The sequence below is a fragment of the Vibrio sp. AH4 genome (genome assembly GCF_030710545.1).
GTDB classification, from domain to species: Bacteria; Pseudomonadota; Gammaproteobacteria; order Enterobacterales; family Vibrionaceae; genus Vibrio; species Vibrio metoecus.
This window is the reverse complement of record NZ_JALAIV010000003.1, coordinates 743104-759809: the sequence shown is the minus strand read 5'-3', so window position 1 is coordinate 759809 and position 16706 is coordinate 743104. Positions and strand designations below refer to the sequence as shown.

16 protein-coding genes and 4 pseudogenes are annotated in these 16706 nt (G+C 44.1%); 13 read left to right on the top strand and 7 right to left on the bottom strand.

Annotated features, from left to right (window positions below):
* Positions 1-169: 169 nt before the first annotated feature.
* Together MKA69_RS16465 and MKA69_RS16460 are read right to left on the bottom strand one after the other, a co-directional pair.
* Positions 170-487, bottom strand: coding sequence for a CcdB family protein (locus tag MKA69_RS16465; RefSeq protein WP_000077453.1), 318 nt, complete (start codon positions 485-487; stop codon positions 170-172).
* Positions 487-732, bottom strand: coding sequence for a type II toxin-antitoxin system CcdA family antitoxin (locus MKA69_RS16460; RefSeq protein ID WP_001260802.1), 246 nt, complete (start codon positions 730-732; stop codon positions 487-489). Before MKA69_RS16460 ends, MKA69_RS16465 begins: the two co-directional genes overlap by 1 nt.
* Before the next feature lie 209 nt (positions 733-941).
* Between MKA69_RS16460 and MKA69_RS16455 the strand changes: the two genes are divergently transcribed.
* The 6 genes and pseudogenes from MKA69_RS16455 (at position 942) to MKA69_RS18250 (ending at position 4050) form a co-directional block, all read left to right on the top strand.
* A complete protein-coding gene (locus tag MKA69_RS16455; protein WP_305848506.1) occupies positions 942-1865 on the top strand; it encodes an arginase family protein in 924 nt (307 codons plus the stop codon).
* A gap of 363 nt (positions 1866-2228) precedes the next feature.
* A pseudogene (locus MKA69_RS16450) lies at positions 2229-2282 on the top strand (hypothetical protein); the annotation flags it as partial.
* Between the two features lie 17 nt (positions 2283-2299).
* Positions 2300-2350 (top strand): annotated as a pseudogene (locus tag MKA69_RS16445) (DUF645 family protein); the annotation flags it as partial.
* A 657-nt stretch (positions 2351-3007) separates the two neighbouring features.
* Entirely contained in the window at positions 3008-3265 is a 258-nt protein-coding gene (locus MKA69_RS16440; protein ID WP_000861987.1) for a type II toxin-antitoxin system Phd/YefM family antitoxin, read from the top strand.
* On the top strand, positions 3253-3555 hold the full coding sequence (locus tag MKA69_RS16435; RefSeq protein ID WP_305848505.1) for a type II toxin-antitoxin system RelE/ParE family toxin: 303 nt from the start codon (positions 3253-3255) through the stop codon (positions 3553-3555). The genes MKA69_RS16440 and MKA69_RS16435 overlap by 13 nt, the downstream gene beginning before the upstream one ends.
* Before the next feature lie 315 nt (positions 3556-3870).
* Complete coding sequence (locus tag MKA69_RS18250) at positions 3871-4050, top strand: DUF645 family protein (protein ID WP_095463003.1); 180 nt, start codon at positions 3871-3873, stop codon at positions 4048-4050.
* Between the two features lie 244 nt (positions 4051-4294).
* Here MKA69_RS18250 and MKA69_RS16420 read toward each other — a convergent pair whose 3' ends face one another.
* Positions 4295-4678, bottom strand: coding sequence for a hypothetical protein (locus MKA69_RS16420; RefSeq protein ID WP_071187971.1), 384 nt, complete (start codon positions 4676-4678; stop codon positions 4295-4297).
* Between the two features lie 3 nt (positions 4679-4681).
* Entirely contained in the window at positions 4682-5965 is a 1284-nt protein-coding gene (locus MKA69_RS16415; protein WP_305848645.1) for a hypothetical protein, read from the bottom strand.
* 369 nt (positions 5966-6334) lie between these two features.
* On the opposite strand from MKA69_RS16415, the pseudogene MKA69_RS16410 reads away from it, so the two are divergent.
* Both MKA69_RS16410 and MKA69_RS16405 read left to right on the top strand, forming a co-directional pair.
* A pseudogene (locus MKA69_RS16410) lies at positions 6335-6772 on the top strand (NUDIX pyrophosphatase).
* A gap of 239 nt (positions 6773-7011) precedes the next feature.
* Positions 7012-7281 (top strand): DUF3709 domain-containing protein, encoded by a 270-nt coding sequence (locus MKA69_RS16405; RefSeq protein WP_305848504.1) that lies wholly within the window; start codon positions 7012-7014, stop codon positions 7279-7281.
* Between the two features lie 7 nt (positions 7282-7288).
* Here MKA69_RS16405 and MKA69_RS16400 read toward each other — a convergent pair whose 3' ends face one another.
* Positions 7289-8209, bottom strand: a complete 921-nt coding sequence (locus tag MKA69_RS16400) for an IS5-like element ISVpa3 family transposase (protein ID WP_305848503.1) — start codon at positions 8207-8209, stop codon at positions 7289-7291.
* Between the two features lie 82 nt (positions 8210-8291).
* Here MKA69_RS16400 and MKA69_RS16395 point away from each other — a divergent pair.
* Positions 8292-8555: pseudogene (locus MKA69_RS16395) on the top strand (isochorismatase family protein); the annotation flags it as partial.
* A 58-nt stretch (positions 8556-8613) separates the two neighbouring features.
* Here MKA69_RS16395 and MKA69_RS16390 read toward each other — a convergent pair.
* On the bottom strand, positions 8614-8793 hold the full coding sequence (locus tag MKA69_RS16390) for a hypothetical protein (RefSeq protein WP_055030486.1): 180 nt from the start codon (positions 8791-8793) through the stop codon (positions 8614-8616).
* 472 nt (positions 8794-9265) lie between these two features.
* On the opposite strand from MKA69_RS16390, the gene MKA69_RS16385 reads away from it, so the two are divergent.
* Entirely contained in the window at positions 9266-12043 is a 2778-nt protein-coding gene (locus tag MKA69_RS16385) for an alkaline phosphatase family protein (RefSeq protein ID WP_305848644.1), read from the top strand.
* A gap of 52 nt (positions 12044-12095) precedes the next feature.
* Here the strand turns inward: MKA69_RS16385 and MKA69_RS16380 are convergent, their stop codons facing one another.
* Positions 12096-12923: an AraC family transcriptional regulator gene (locus MKA69_RS16380; RefSeq protein ID WP_055035566.1), complete on the bottom strand. Its 828-nt coding sequence runs from the start codon at positions 12921-12923 to the stop codon at positions 12096-12098.
* Between the two features lie 124 nt (positions 12924-13047).
* Here MKA69_RS16380 and MKA69_RS16375 point away from each other — a divergent pair, with 124 nt between their 5' ends.
* The 3 genes from MKA69_RS16375 (at position 13048) to nrdG (ending at position 16642) form a co-directional block, all read left to right on the top strand.
* Positions 13048-13581, top strand: a complete 534-nt coding sequence (locus tag MKA69_RS16375) for a carboxymuconolactone decarboxylase family protein (protein WP_000086836.1) — start codon at positions 13048-13050, stop codon at positions 13579-13581.
* Positions 13582-14049: 468 nt separating this feature from the next.
* The gene (nrdD, locus tag MKA69_RS16370; RefSeq protein ID WP_055030489.1) at positions 14050-16170 is read left to right on the top strand and encodes an anaerobic ribonucleoside-triphosphate reductase; all 2121 of its coding nucleotides are present in this window, start codon (positions 14050-14052) and stop codon (positions 16168-16170) included.
* A gap of 4 nt (positions 16171-16174) precedes the next feature.
* The gene (gene nrdG, locus MKA69_RS16365) at positions 16175-16642 is read left to right on the top strand and encodes an anaerobic ribonucleoside-triphosphate reductase-activating protein (RefSeq protein ID WP_055044917.1); all 468 of its coding nucleotides are present in this window, start codon (positions 16175-16177) and stop codon (positions 16640-16642) included.
* The last annotated feature ends 64 nt before the right edge of the window (positions 16643-16706 follow it).

The following is a 16706-nucleotide window of genomic DNA, read 5'->3' as shown; positions in this document are numbered from 1 at the left end:
GTACCAAGAAGTACCTAATTATGGTATTAAATGACTTTCAAGGCAAGGCGCATAACAAACGCTTCAAGAGGGACAGCCAACGCGCGGCATTTTCACTATGCGTTGGTTTTTGTGATTACGGTGTATTGCGGAAGCTTGGTAGTAGCGTTGTTTGCCCCTTAAGCGGGCGTTATATGCCAGTAATCAAAAAGTCGATAGCAGCGATAATCTCATCTCTGAAAGTGCTTAAGTCGGCGACTGGCTCAACTAATATTTTGGTTGGTACGCTTGCCATTTGTTGAGTAAGAATGACAAAGTCGCCTTGTTCAATATGGATCGTTGGACACAAATGGCTTGGTGCTTTCTTTTCTAGTAAATCAAGTGGTGTAAGTGGGATCACCAATCGAGTATTGAGCGTACTGAGCAGCTCACTTTGTACGTCAACAAAATAGGGATAAGCGGTAGACGTACTTTTGTCGAGATTTTCGTAAAGGGTAAATTGAGACATCAGAATACTCGGTATGAATCAGAAAAAAGGCCATTTTTCTCAGTAAGTTCGTTGCAAGCTTCAATGGCTTCGGCATTTTGTTCTAGCCATTCAGCTTTCAATCTAGAGGAAACTTCTTTTTCTAAGGCTTTTTCCATCGTAGCGGATAGATTGATGTTAAGGCGTTTAGCTTCAGCAAGTAACTCACTGTTTAAGCTAAGATTGGTAGCCTTTTTGGGGGCTTGTGTACTAAACGTGGTTCTCATGAAGTTACTCCGTGCGTATTTTAAGTGCGCATTGATTATAGTGGTAAAAATGGCATATAACAAACGCCTCAAGAGGGACTGTCAACGCGTGGCGTTTCCAGTCCCAATGAGCCGCGGTGGTTGCAGTTGTTGTGCTTGTGTTTGGTGGTAATGCGTTGCCAGCCCCTTAGGCGGGCGTTATACGAAATTAAGTAAGTACAGGAGTACACATGAAAAGACATTTCGACATAATCGGAGCACCTTTCAATCAACTGGGTTTTGTGACAACTCAAGACAATACGGTTGATGGTCTGCGACGAATGGATGAAATGTCATGGGTAGGCCTTACGGACTGGATTCAAGTCAGGAATGATAGATGGGGTGCCGACATTATTGACCGAGGCGATGTTGAAGTCACCGATGAGGTACATTCTTTAATTTCCGGTGGTAGTAAAGATGAAGCATTGCGAGTTTACGCGCATCATCTCAAGACAAAAGTGTTGGCGAGTTATACAAATAATCGCCTCCCTATAACAATCGGTGGCGACCATTCGATAGCAGTTGGAACCGTTCAAGCAGTCCTTAGTCATTATCAAAAGGATAAAGGTCAAAAAATTGCGATTGTTTGGGTTGATGCTCACGCAGATTGCAACAATACACTCGACAGTAATTTGCACGGTAAGCCCCTAGCGTTATTGATGAACCAATATGCTCATAACGGTTGGTCAATTCCTTCGGAGATAGCTTTACAGCCTCACAATGTTTTCTATGTGGGTGTCCGAGATTTAATGCAATGTGAACATCAGCTTATAAAACAGCTCAACATGACCAATATCGACATGATGTGCATTGAACAACAAGGGTTTAATGTTGTAGTTCGGACTTTACTGGAAAAGTTAGAGAATGAATATGACGGTATTTATTTGTCATTCGATTACGATGCTTTAGATGGTTCTCTATTCCGTGCATGTGCTACGCCGAATGTTGGCGGTTTAACCGCAAGAGAGTCCCTGTACTTGGTTCATTCAATTGCCTCGAGTAACAAGTTCATTGGGGCTGAGTTTGTTGAATATATGCCTGAACGCGACACTAACGGTGTGTCAAAGGAGCTAATGGTAAAACTTATCGATGCTGCATTGGGGTTCAAGTCGTAATTTCGTATAACAAAAACGCCTCAAGAGGGACTGTCAACGCGTGGCGTTTCCAGTCCCATTTAGCCGAGGTGGTTACGGTTGTTGTGTTTGAGTTTGGTGGTAGTGCGTTGCCAGCCCCTTAGGCGGGCGTTAGTTTCTATCTAGAAAAATCATCAAACGCTCAGGTTCAACTTTCTGAAAAATCAGCTTTAAGCGTACAAGTTGCACAATTTAGCTTTTGAGTTTTGACTGATGCTGATTTGGTAGAAAGTGTTGAAAGTTCAGTTGGTTCAAAGTCGCTGAAAACCAACAAGTCTCGAAGCTTCAACGTTGTTGGATATTTAGCACGGTCAGCTTAGTTGCACAAAGGGCTTCATCATCGCTGTGATCTTGCTTTCTTTGTCGCGGACTCTCGTGGCCAACTTAACCTTGATCGTTTTAAATCTTGGCAGCCAACTTCACAGCTTTTGGCGTTGGACGTGTGTTTGCTTGATGCTTTTGCGTAAAATTACTTTCAAGCAAATGTGTTAAAAAAGTCATTTTTAAACAATGAACTACGAAACTAACAAACGCCTCAAGAGGGACTGTCAACGCGTGGCGTTTCCAGTCCCATTGAGCCGCGGTGGTTGCAGTTGTTGTGTTTGGGTTTAGTGGTATGCGTTGCCAGCCCCTTAGGCGGGCGTTAGGTCACGACGGGATCACATGAACAATGTAAGACGATGTCGAGAGAGTATGGAAGAGCAAATAGGGCATAGAAGAAAGAAGGCAAAAAAGACGAATATTAGTCATTTCTATGATACTCTTGAGGCGCTTGCGTGCGCACCTTAATCGGGGCACGATTGAAGAGTGACGCCCGCAAGCGCCTCAAGGTAGAGCTATGACAAATACTTCGGCTTCGATTTTTGTCTACATCTTCAATTCCATTTGATAATCAATACTTAACGAGACATGTTAGACTAATTTGGTCGTGACCTAACAATCGATTCAAGACAGATTCGCAACGCATAGCATTATCGTTATGCTTGGCATGAGTGGTTACGTTGCTATGCGTTAAGTTGGTTTAGGCGTTGCTCACTGCTTAATCGGGCGTTAGCCGTTTGAAAGCTTGCTATGCTTAGAGTGATAGAATAGTATCACTTCAGTATTTCTTTGGAGCAGCTCAAATGAAAGTAGAACTTGTGACGTCACTAAAACGTCAGGCCACTAAGATCCTTGCCGATCTTCATGATACGAAAGAGCCAGTATTGATAACTGAGCACGGAAAACCGTCAGCTTACCTTATTGATGTAGACGACTATGAATTTATGCAAAATCGTTTAGCGATCCTGGAAGGTATTGCTCGCGGAGAGCGAGCTTTAGCGGATGGTAAAGTGGTCAGCCATCAAGATGCTAAGGACAGAATGTCAAAATGGTTGAAATAATTTGGACGGAGCCGGCTCTATCCGACCTGAATGATATTGCTGAATACATCGCGCTTGAAAATGTCGTGGCTGCTAAACAACTGGTGCAAACCGTTTTTACAAAAGTTGAACGTTTGGCCGATTTTCCAGAGTCTGGGCGCGTCCCTCCAGAACTAGAACACCTCAATTATCGTGAAGTCGTTGTAAATCCGTGTCGTGTTTTCTACAAGTATGATGATGCAAAGATTCGTATTCTTTTTGTTATGCGTGCGGAGCGAGATTTGCGTCGGTTAATGCTTACGAAACAGTAGGTTTGAAAAAAACGGCTAACAAACGCCTCAAGAGGGACTGTCAACGCGTGGCGTTTCCAGTCCCATTGAGCCGCGTTGGTTTCGGTTGTTGTGGTTGAGTTTAGTGGTATGCGTTGTCAGCGCCCTTAGGCGGGCGTTAGCTTCTTGAAGCAAAAATCATCAAAATCCAAGCTCATTTGTTGTGAAAATTCAGCTTTTAGCATTCAAATTTCACAACTTGGCTTTCGAGTGTTTCTGATGCCGATTTGGTAGAAAGTGTTGAAAGTTCAGCAGGTTCAAAGCCGCTGAAAACCCACAAGCCTCGATGCTTCAAGGTTGTTGAATGTTCCACACGACAAGTTTGGTTTCACAAAAGGCTGCATCATCGCTGTGATCTGGTTTTCTTTGTCGCGGACTCTTAACCGTGGCCAACTTAGCCTAGATCGTTTTAAGTTTTGGCAGCCAACTTCACAGCTTTTGGCTTTGGACGTGTGTTTGTATGATGCTTTTGCGTAAAATGCCTTTCAAGTAAATGTGTTTAAAAAATCATTGTTAAACAATAGGCTACGAAGCTAACAAACGCCTCAAGAGGGACTGTCAACGCGTGGCGTTTCCAGTCCCATTGAGCCGCGGTGGTTACGGTTGTTGTGTTTGAGTTTTGTGGTAGTGCGTTGCCAGCCCCTTAGGCGGGCATTATGAGCTTAAGGAAAAATTTGATAGGAGTGAGTATCCAACGATGAATACTCACTCCTGATAAGCGTCAAAAATCAATTATTCCTAACGTTTTGGCGAGTAATCCTAAAATAATTAACCCTATCCAACACCAAAAACCTAAGGAATTAAACCACATGAAAATTTTAAATTTTAATGAATCAGAAGTTATACGATGGCGAATAAATGGGTAAGCAATACAATAGTCAACAAAACGTGACATTATGTTATATGACATCATGCATTGATAATTCGAATGAAGCTTATCAACATTCTTGGATAATTGTTTGTCGATCCATACAATTCGTTGGGGATCTCCAAGAGAAAGTATTGCACCAAATATTACACCAGGAATAGACCAAATAAGGGCATATGCTCCAAATGTGGCTGCGGGGATCATAATTAAAAGTTCCCACCATGAAGCTGTTGACATAAATTACTCCACAATCCATTCGTACACTGAGTAGGCAATATCCCCAGCTTCTTTACCGACTGTAGTTCCGACAATTCCCCCTATTGCACCACCAGCAACAAATGCTCCAACAGAGGCTATCGCAACAACCGGAGCAGAAGCTGTTCCTAGTACAAGTAGCGTTGTGCCTACCGCTAATGCTCCCAATTTGCTTCCTAGATAAGTTCCCCCAATAAACCCTGCAACTTCTCTCGTTGATACTTGCCCACAATTCCCTGTGCTATCTACTTTGCAAGCCTCGTAAATGTTATTCGCACCACTTGCTGCGCCAAGAACCAATCCAACGTAACCAACGCCTTTTGCTGCTGTTATGCCTATAGACACGTTAGCAATACGTTTCCCGAGGTTTTTAACAAAACCTGTCTTAAGAATTTCATCGGCGTTGTGAATGACTGATTTTGTTGACAGCTTTAGGTTGCGTTTTACTTGTGTGTAAATCGGTAACTTGACACTGCGTTTAGATAAACCCGCAAATGAACCATCTAGCTTTTTAAAAAGCTCTGCGCGTTCGGCTACAAAAGGCCCGTAATTGATGCCGCCAGTTCTGCTCGCCATGGCCACTTGAGAGGCGTATAGGTCATTAATCTCAAGTAATACATCACTGATATTCTTTAACCGTTGTTCAACACCAGCTGTCGCCATGCCTACACCCAAAGAAGCATAAGCGTAATAGTCACTGGGTAGGCCATCTTGCTTAATTTTGGCAAACGCTTGATTTGCATAATAATCCAACAGTTCTAAGTGTCGGTTTACTGTTGCTACTTGTTCATCGGTTAATTTGGCTAGCTCGGTACTTGCTGCTTGTGCGTCTTCTTGTAAATCAGCGAGTGCTTTCTTCTCTTGCTCACTAGTCGGTTTGGTGGTGGGCACAATGACAATTTCCCCTTCTCTGACGGGATTATTGAGGTGAACATTGCATTGTTTAATAAATTGCTTCTGGTCTTCACTGGTTTCAGCAGTAAATAAGTCCGTCCAAAGTTGCGCTTGTGGTTGAGTAACGGTGTTTTGCATCCAGCCCAACATAAATTCTTCTTTATTCTTTTGTTGGTCTTGAAGCTTTGCCCAATCTTTTTCTGATTGTTCTTGTCGCTCTTTACGCTGACGCTCAACTTTTTCTCGTGTTGTTTCTTGGATAGGTTCAGGCTTTAGTAACGATTGAACACTTGGCACAGAAGAGCCTAGTGGTGCAAAGTTACGGGCTTCAGCGGCTTTCAATGCCGCAGAGCTTTTTTCCCATTCCCGACGCATGTGACATGACGAGCAAGTACAAGTAATGGGGTCTTTCCAAAAAGGGCAGCGATAGAGTTTTGTCTTATCAAAAATATCGTATATGGGCATGTTCTTTCTCTGACGTTTTATAAGTTGCTCTATCATAACTCCAAAAGTTCACAGGCAAAAATTTGCCCAATGGATATGCATCAATGTGAGCTATAAGGTTGAATTTACAGTGTAATGTGGTTCTAATTGGCACGCTCATAACAAACGCTTTAAGAGGGACAGCCAACGCGTGGCATTTTTACTATGCGTTGGTTTATGTGATTACGGTGTTATACGGAAAGTTAGTAGTGGTGTTGGCTGCCCCTTAAGCGGGCGTTATGCGATTCGAGGAAGAGAACAATGAGAGCACCATTTCAAGTATTAGTTTTTCCGTATCAAATTCTCGAACAACAACCTCGATACTTAATCGGCCAACGAAGTGATAATGGCGTATGGCAAGCTATTTCAGGCGGTGGTGAAGATAGTGAATCTATTCTTGAGGCAGCAAAGCGTGAACTTCAAGAAGAAACTAGTTTAATTGGCTGCGATTGGCAGCAATTGGACTCAATGTGTATGCTTCCCAAAGTGTACTATGCGGACCATGAGAATTGGACTAATCATCGGTTTGTAGTACCGGAATATTCTTTTTCAGTTCGAGTGTCTGCTGAGCCTTAGTTATCAAATGAGCATACAAATTTTCGTTGGTGTGGCTTTCAAGAAGCGAGTGAACTTTTGAAATATGACTCAAACAAAATAGCTTTATGGGAGCTTGATCAGAGGCTTAAGAGCACGCTTTGAAAAATCGCATAACAAACGCCTCAAGAGGTACTGTCAACGCGTGGCGTTTCCAGTCCCATTGAGCCGCGGTGGTTACGGCTGTTGTGTTTGAGTTTAGTTGTAATGCGTTGCCAGCCCCTTAGGCGGGCGTTATGCTTAATCCATAAAAATCAGTAGTTTGTGGTTGTCGATTCCTTTGGCATTTCGTTCATGTTTTGTCGGCAATTCAATATTGTTTTTCGCTGCCTAATGAAGTTGCAATGTATCTGGCGCTGAAAAATCGCAGTGATTGCCTCATTGTGTTGTTGAGTCTGCGTGAGGTTAGTCTTGTTGGCTCAAGTCGCTTTGAGCAGTTTGGTGCCTTTACTTATGGGCTTAAAGTCTGTCAGCAATTAGGCATTGTTTTTCGCTGCCTAATGAAACGGCAATCTGTCTGTCGCTGTAAATTTCAGTGTCATTGCCTCATTGAGTTGTTGTGCCCATGGCTTTGTTGCGCAATTCGGTCAGAGAACCAAAACACCTTCAATTGAGCAGTTCTTATACAACACACTGTGTTTCAGGCATACCAAGCCCTGTAAGCTTGTTCAATGCTCTAATCATGGCGTAAGTTTCACCAACCTGAGCATTGTAGTTTCTCAGACTTAATCGCCCACCTAACAACTGCTTCACTCGATACATTGCTGTCTCTGATAGTGAGCGTTTATGATAGCCGTACCGTTTTTTCCACTTATTGTTGGAGCCGTAGAGCTTCTGGCAACCTACCGCTAAATTCCTAGGGTGCCCATTCTCCCAGAAGGCTGCCCCTTCTCTTGGAGGGATGAGTGGAACAGCTCGCTTGAACCGTATGGCATCGTGGCAATCCCTTGTGTCATAAGCGCCATCACCAGATATCTCGATAATTCTTCGGCGTGTTTGCTTGAGCAAGTTAGGAAGGACTTCTGCATCGGTAACATTCGATAAACTCAGTTCTGCCGCGACGATTTCGTGAGTGCCGGTGTCTACCGCTAAATGCAACTTTCTCCAGACTCTACGCTTCCCGTCAGTACCATGCTTCTTGACCTTCCATTCACCTTCGCCATAAACCTTGAGACCCGTCGCATCAATAGCTAGATGTTGTATTGCACCTCTAGTCTTTGGTTTAAATGAAACCTCGATTTGCTTAGATCTTCGACTGATACAACTGTAATGTGGACAGACTATAGGGACGTTAGCCAATGAAAAAACAGAATCGATAAACCCTTGCAATGCTCTCAACGGCATTGAGAAAACTCGTTTCACCATAAGCGCAGTGGTAATGGCTAAGTCGCTGAACTGACGAGGTCTACCGCGTTTATCTTGTTTACTCTGCTTCCACTGGCGAATGGCTTCTTCATCAATCCAGAAAGTGTGTGAACCACGGTTGATTAAGGCTTTGTTGTACTGTTTCCAGTTCGTTGTTTTGTAGCGAGGTTTCGGCATGAGACTAGGGTAATTAACTTACTTAGCCGATCAGATCGTAAGTTTCTGATTTAGTTCCCTCGAATTACGCAACAAAGCCGCGACTGGGCGCACTTCTTGGCTGGTGGCTGGAATTGAAGCCCACATTTGTGTTTATCAAACTATCAGTCATTTGAAACAGTTAGGTTACGACCCACATTTAGTGATTGATTGCACTTCATCTCGACTCCAAGCGAATAAATCGTTAGCGATAGATAAACTGTCTCAGCAAGGCGTGCCGATGACAGGTGTTGAGATGTGTCTTTATGAATTGGTGCAAGATTGCCGAGCCTCCGAATTCAAAACGATCTTGAATCTCATCAAATAATCGGCAAAAGCCTAAATTTATGCTCTTTGCTGTGTAAGCAACACTTCAATGATATGTGCTAACTGATGACAAGCTCGCCATTTTCATCGATGTATAAATGCGCTTGGCTGTTTTCAATGAGCTCTACGGCACTGATTGGGGTGACTGGAAACAGCTCTCCTTTTGCATGAAACACAGGCTCGTCCCAAAAACTGTCTTTATAGCTACCGGCTTGATCAAATTGAATTAGAACTTTCATGGCATCTTCCTAAATAAGACAAGGTGAGTACATTAACAATAGGAAAGCTCTTGGTGTTGCGTAAGTGTTAAAAGTGACAAGTTAAGGTTGCTGATTTGCAAGTGACGAATCACTAATGATGGTCTAGTCATTTCAATGTATTGATTAAAAGGTCTTTTCATTGCCTGCTTCGGCACTAGACAATACGGTGGTTGAGTCAGTGATGGTGGGGGGCTGAGGGAGATTTTTCAGAGCGACAAAGCCGTTTCATCCAATAAAGAGATATCGAGTCAAAGTTAAAAAACACCTATTGATTCATTGTGTTATCAAAGGAAAAATGTGTAGTTTTCAAGATATTGAACTTTAATCTCTAGCATTCTCTGACGCAGGAAGAAATATGCCCGCTACCTATCAACGCAAACCACTCTCCGTTATCGCCGCTCTAGGTTGTTTATCTTTTGCGGTGAATGCTACCGTTGAATCCCTTCCTGTTGTGGGAAGTGTTTATAACTCTGCCCAGGTTTTTAAGCACCAAATTACGAACTCGGTGAGTTATTCGACGATGATAACGCGTGATACTGCGCTCTTTACTATTGCGGGTGTCACGCTAGATAGCTACATCTTGGCTCTTCCGCTAGATGTTAAAACCAAAGCTCGGGTGATTGCACAAATCTCTGACCCATCTTACGCAATTCCGCTTGGCTATTTTCTCTATCAGTATTACGACCGTTATAGTGGAATGTCGGCGGATGATGAATTTAAGCAATATGTATCGAAAGTGTATGACCATGAAGCGTTGAAAGGTTTTGAACACAGCCTATTTTCACTTGATAAAGCGCTTAGTACACAGCAAAACCAACATGATAAAGACCAAGCTCATCAAGAAGGGATTAAAGTTGATAGCCAATTCATTGCGACTATGGTGCGTTTATATGATGCATTGGTGCAGATTGGTGAGTGGCGCGATCTAAAACGACTGCCCGCACAGTACCAATACTTATCGGATACACCCGCTGACCAAGTATTAGTTACGAAAATTCAGCCTCAAGTGGTGGATATTTTGCGCCAAACGGCCAATGGGATGGACGAGGGCGAAATGAAAAATGCGCTGTTAAGCGTGTTGGAAGACGCTAAACCGGAAAATGCCGAGAAAGTGAATAATAAAGCACAGGCGATCACCGTTAGCTTGATTGATTTTGTGCGTCTAAATGTTTTAAAGGGTTATCGCCAGTTTCTCTATCAAAAAGAGCGTACTGAGCGTTTACAAGAGTGGCTTACGGAACAGTTGAGTGATGACCCTCAACAAGTGATCGCATTCTTGCAATCTCAACAGCAGCGTCGTTTGGCTGTTCAAATTACTGTGGATGGCTTGCAACAGGGGTTATTAGAAGGCTTGGTGGATCCGAAAAAGCCATTCATTCAAGTGGCTTACCAACAACATGTTGATGCAGTTAAACATAACCATTCATCGTATTTTACAAAACCAGAGCATGAACAGCAGGTCCGATTCATGCACTTGCTCTCTGAGCAGCCTTACCATGATCCTCATTACTTACCATTTTTCAAACAGCTCTATCAGAACTATCGATCGAGTATTGTGCAGGTCGGCATTTCTTCAACACCAACGATCAGTGTAAGGAATCTTCCGATTATAAAAACCGGTGCGAAAGTCTCAGGGTTGGGGGGAACCGGTATCCCGAATTTTCATTTTGTGGATCGTAAAGAAGATCGCGCTTACTACTTTTTTGGTAACGACGCTTTGCAGTTAGATCGCTTAGTGAATGAACGTGGTGTAAAGACGATGTTTGATCGCCTCGATTATTTAAAAACGCTGAACTGTAATGCTCAATATGATTGGAATGCCCATGTTACCTACGATGGATTAGTGAACTTAGGGGCGGGAGAAACATTACGGGATTTTGGCGAAAAACGTTGTTTACGAGAGCTCAACGAACGAGCGGATGTCGAACAACGTTTGGCTAACTTAAGACCGAAGCTCATTGAGCAAATCTCGGCGTACCAAAATACGCCCAAGTGGGCATTGATAACCCGCGTCACCTTAAAACAACGCATTGAACAGCAATTAGAAAAATATGCCGAGCTAGATATCGATGGGATGCCAGATTACACCTTGATTTATAATCCTTGGCCTGATCATTTTGCGCATTTTACAGGGCCGTTCAGTGATGAAGTGATCATGCCAACCGGTGAATTAAATCGGTTAGATTACTGGTTGAGAGCAACGGAAGCTGCCTATCAAAAAGCGGGAGTTTACGATCGCACCTTGTGGGGTATGGCGGGTGATCATGGTTTGTCGCCAGTCTACGGTTCATTAAATCCCGAAAAACAGATTTTTGTGCCATTACAAGAGGAGCTGGGGATTTCGATTGTGGTCGAGAAAATCTCTTCCGATGAAGGCGAAGGCCCTAAGCTGACGAACGCGTTAAATGCACCGAGTTATCAAGCCGTGGATGTGGTGGTGGCTTCCACTGCTGGTGGCAACTTCATGTTGGACTTTTTTAACGCCACGGCGGGGTGGACAACACAACCTGTCTATAACGAGTTGACTCAATGGCAACCCAGAGGCGGTGATAAAGTGATTGATATCGTCAATGAAAGTCTTACCCGTTTAGGCGAAACGTTGGATTATTTGGTAGTAAGGGAAGGCGCTTGCACGCTTGAAGATTGCACGGTGCGCGTGATCGGTATGCGTGAGGGGAAACGTTTGGATGAACTCATCCGCCAATCAGGCAACAAACGTTTCTATTCCGCTGTGCAAGGCAAGCCTCAATTACTTCAATTGCAGCAACTTAACCCATATTTGCCCACCCCGGATGCGACGGATCTCAATGAATTTGCCCGTTTGATGGATAAATGCCTTTATCGCGCGAAGGAGAGTGATGTAGCGAGCTGGTGTGATGAGTCAGAGTGGCGGATGCTGACGCGTTTTACACCTCGTCCCGATTCGGTGAATCAATTAGCGGTGATTTATGAAGAAGATCGGGCCGGAACGATCAACCTATTTCCTCGTGATGGGCTAGGCTACAACACCAAAGTACCTGGCCGGCATGCTGGTGAAAGTTATTTGGAAAAAGACGCCTTCTTAGGTTTCTGGGGCAAACCCATAGGGCGCAATGCTACCGCCTTGCAATCAGAGCAAAACGGTTCTTTAGCACCGACGTTGTATGAGTACCTCACTGGAGAGCCTGTTGTTGTGGGCAACAATGGTTGGGGTTATCCCTCGTTACTGAATAAACTCGACATTCAGTAACGCAATAACAGAAGAAAACACATGATTGAGCCGGTTGATTCTCACGGCTCAATCACTCCTGCTTATTTCGGTTTTGTTGCTGTAACCAACGCGTTGGAGTGCAGCCAAACTGACGTTCGAATGCGCGAGAAAAAGCCACACCACCGCTGTAGCCCACTTCTAGGGCGATAAGTTTAACGGGTTGCCCTGCAAGTAATAATTGCTGTGCCAGTAGTAAACGTGATTCAGTCACATAACTTAATGGTGGCTGACCAATAACGTGATGAAAACGCGCGGCAAATTGTGATCGAGACATCCCTGCAAGCTTAGCTAGGTCCGCGATCGTCCATGGTGTATCTGGGTTCGCATGAATGGCTTCGATGGCTTTGGCAAGTTTAGGATCGGTCATCGCAGCCAATAAACCTGATGGGCATAAATGGTGCTCAACCAAATGGCGTAGCAACAGCAATAGCAGTAAATCCAATAAACTCGCGACAATAGCAGAGTGGGCGTAGCGTTGAGAAAAAGCCTCGTCAAACAGTAAATGGATAGTTGGAGCTAGCCCCTCAAGCTGAGCAAGAGGAATGATCAATGCATCAGGCAGCGCGCGAAAGAGAGGAGAATCACGAAACGACAAGCGAGCGCATACTAAATCACATCCACTAAAATGCATCGGTTGTAAACGATGATGCTGGCCTCGGGGGTAAACAATGAGAGTAGGCTCATCAATCATCAAAGTGGGGCTGCCTGCTTGATGGAGAGCCAGCTGACCACTGCGTAATAAGTGGAGTTGTCCCCCGTTGTAATGATCTTCGCTTACCGAGCTTTGACAAAGATTGCCGGAGAAAAATAAGCTAGCCTTGGGAGCTGCATGTTGTATGAGAGTGGAGAGTGCATCCATAAGATAAGACGTATTGTATGAATTTGTAGATGTTTAGTGATAATTCGTATTTTCCATTGTGTCAATATGCACAGCGTTAATTCACTGAAACACACAAGTCACTCAATCAATAAGGATCTTATTTATGAGCCGTATTCTTCCTGTATCGAACCCACAAGGTGAAGCTGCTGCAACACTGACTGCGATCAAGCAAAAAATTGGCATGATTCCGAATCTCTATGCCACGGTTGCGCATTCATCAACAGTATTAAACGCGTATCTCGCATTTAGCGAAGCTCTCAGCCACGGTCGCCTAACGGCTAAGCAACGTGAACTGATTGCGTTAGGAATTGGTCAAGCGAATGCGTGCCAATACTGCCTATCCGCTCATACTATGATCAGTCGTGGAGCAGGTATATCGGATGAACAAATCCTAGCTGCACGTCAAGGAATGGCATCCAATGCTCTAGATAATGCCTTGGTACAGTTAGCGGTAGCACTTGTGAAACAGCGTGGTGTTATCTCTGATGAACAATGGGTAGAAGCACAAGCACAAGGTATTGATGAAGGCTTACTATTTGAAGTTTTGGCCCAAGTGAGTGCAAATACTTTCACAAACTATGCCAACCATGTTGTCGGAACGGATGTGGATTTCCCTAAAGTTAACGTACAGCTGTAAAGCAACGCAATGGTGAAAAAAGAGCGCGCTTGTACAGGCGCTCTATTTCTCTATGAGAAACTTTGCCGGAAACACATAAGGTACAAAAAGTTCCCGCTGGGAACTTACCATTAAAAAATGAGAGTTTAATCCGTATCTAAGACGTTAAATCTCGGTGTGTTTGCCCAGTTTAAATATACATTTTTTACAGTAGCTCAATAGTAGCAATCCCTCTGATAACGCTTTCTTCAGTTCAGTAACTCAAATCACAAAAATCGCTATTTTCAAGGTTTCTTTCGGGTTTGGGATCTTCACCAATAAGATCGCATTGATCTTGTCCGTTGGTCAGTTTTTGTTGATCTAAATCAATACTCCTGCTTGATGCATTTCGTTAAATACGCCACAACATATAGTGTCAGTCGCAGAATAATTAACCCTATATAGTGTATTTGTGGATAACTCTGTGGGTATGCTGGGTAAGGAGAAAAGGTGAAACCTATCGTAATCAAACGTGATGGCTCAAAAGCGCCATTCAACAGGGATCGTATTCAAGCTGCTGTGGAAAGTGCTGCCGAGCACGCAGATCAAGACATCGCCATCTATGCATTGAATGTTGCGTTAGCGGTTGAGTTGAAGTTGCGAGATTACGAAGAGGTACATATTGCCGAAATCCAGACGCTAGTCGAAAACGAGCTAATGCAAGGCCCATATAAAGCATTAGCCCGCTCATACATCGAATATCGCCATGACCGTGATGTTGCGCGTGAGAAACAGAGCAAACTGACTCGAGAAATCGAAGGTTTGATCCAAGAAAGCAATGCGGATTTACTCAATGAAAACGCCAACAAAGATGGCAAAGTGATCCCGACTCAGCGTGATTTACTGGCGGGTATTGTGGCTAAGCATTACGCTAAAACCCGTATTCTTCCTCGTGATGTTGTGCAAGCTCACGAAGAGGGCGATATACATTATCACGATCTGGATTACGCACCATTTTTCCCCATGTTTAACTGCATGCTGATTGATCTTAAAGGCATGCTGACCCATGGCTTTAAAATGGGGAATGCAGAAATTGATACTCCTAAGTCAATTTCGACTGCAACAGCCGTCACGGCGCAAATCATTGCACAAGTTGCAAGCCACATTTATGGCGGCACCACGATCAACCGAATTGATGAAGTGTTGGCTCCTTATGTGACGGCAAGCTATGAAAAGCATCTAGATATTGCTCGTGAATGGGAGATCAGTAACCCAGAAGCATTTGCTAAAGCGCGTACCGAAAAAGAGTGTTATGACGCATTCCAATCTCTTGAGTATGAAGTCAATACCTTGCATACCGCGAATGGACAGACTCCGTTTGTCACGTTTGGTTTTGGTTTGGGAACTTGCTGGGAATCTCGCTTGATCCAGCAGTCGATCCTGAAAAATCGGATTGCGGGTCTGGGGAAAAATCGCAAAACGGCCGTATTCCCTAAACTGGTGTTTGCCATTAAAGATGGCCTAAACCATAAAGCCGAAGATCCCAATTACGATATTAAGCAACTGGCATTAGAGTGCGCGTCTAAGCGCATGTACCCTGATATTCTCAACTACGATAAAGTGGTAGAAATTACCGGCTCATTCAAAACCCCAATGGGATGTCGCTCTTTCCTCAATCCTTATGAGGAAAACGGTGAGCTGATTCATGAAGGGCGTAATAACCTTGGTGTTGTAAGCCTAAACTTGCCACGCATTGCCCTAAAAGCCAAAGGGGATGTTAAGAAATTCTATGCGCTGCTCGATGAAAAATTGAAGTTAGCTCGTCGTGCGCTGGATACACGTATCAATCGTTTAGAAAACGTGAAAGCTCGTGTAGCACCTATTCTTTACATGGAAGGTGCCTGCGGGGTGCGTTTGAAAGCCAATGATTCCATTGCCGATATTTTCAAGCATGGTCGTGCCTCAATTTCACTGGGTTACATTGGTGTGCATGAAACCATCATTGCGCTGTTTGGCCAGAAAACGCATGTTTATGATGATGTTCAATTGCGTGAAGAAGCGGTCAACATCATTCAACATCTACGCAATACCGTGGAGCAATGGAAGAAAGAAACTGGTTATGCATTCAGCTTGTATGGTACGCCGAGTGAAAACTTGTGTAGCCGATTCTGCCGTATCGATGCCAAACAATTTGGCGTGGTAGAAGGGGTAACTGATAAAGGTTACTACACCAACAGCTTCCACTTGGATGTGCAGAAAAAGGTCAACCCGTACGACAAGATTGATTTCGAGATGCCGTATCCGGAAATTTCGAGCGGTGGTTTCATCTGTTATGGCGAATTCCCGAATATGCAACGTAACGTGGAAGCGCTGGAAAACGTGTGGGATTACAGCTATCACCGCGTGCCGTACTACGGAACGAATACTCCAATTGATGAGTGTTATGAGTGTGGCTTTACGGGCGAGTTTGACTGTACTAGCAAAGGGTTTGTTTGCCCACGTTGTGGTAACCATGAGCCGACCAAAGTTTCGGTAACCCGTCGTGTGTGTGGCTATTTAGGCAGCCCTGATGCACGCCCGTTTAACGTCGGTAAACAAGAAGAAGTGAAACGTCGGGTAAAACACCTATAACTTTATGAATTATCATCAATATTACCCCATTGATGTCGTCAACGGACCGGGGACACGCTGTACGCTGTTTGTCTCTGGTTGCGAGCATCAATGCAAAGGGTGCTATAACCAAAGCACTTGGTCACTCTCCTCTGGGCATCCTTACACTCAAGAGTTGGAAGACCAGATTATTGCGGATTTGAATGACACGCGGATCAAACGGCGCGGTTTATCTCTTTCAGGAGGTGATCCCCTTCACCCCGCGAATGTTGACGCCGTGCTGCGTTTGGTTCGTCGAGTGAAAGAGGAATGCCCTGATAAAGATATCTGGTTATGGACGGGTTATCGACTGGCCGATTTTAATGACGCACAGCAAGCGTTGCTGCCTTACCTTGATGTATTGGTGGATGGCAAATTTGAACAAGCACTCGCGGATCCGATGCTGGAGTGGCGGGGCAGTGCCAATCAAGTGATCCATCGCTTTACGGTGTAATTTTTTTGTTCTTAGCGCTGTATGTAACGCTGTTGCGCTGAGAACAAAAAATCCCTTTCGGTTT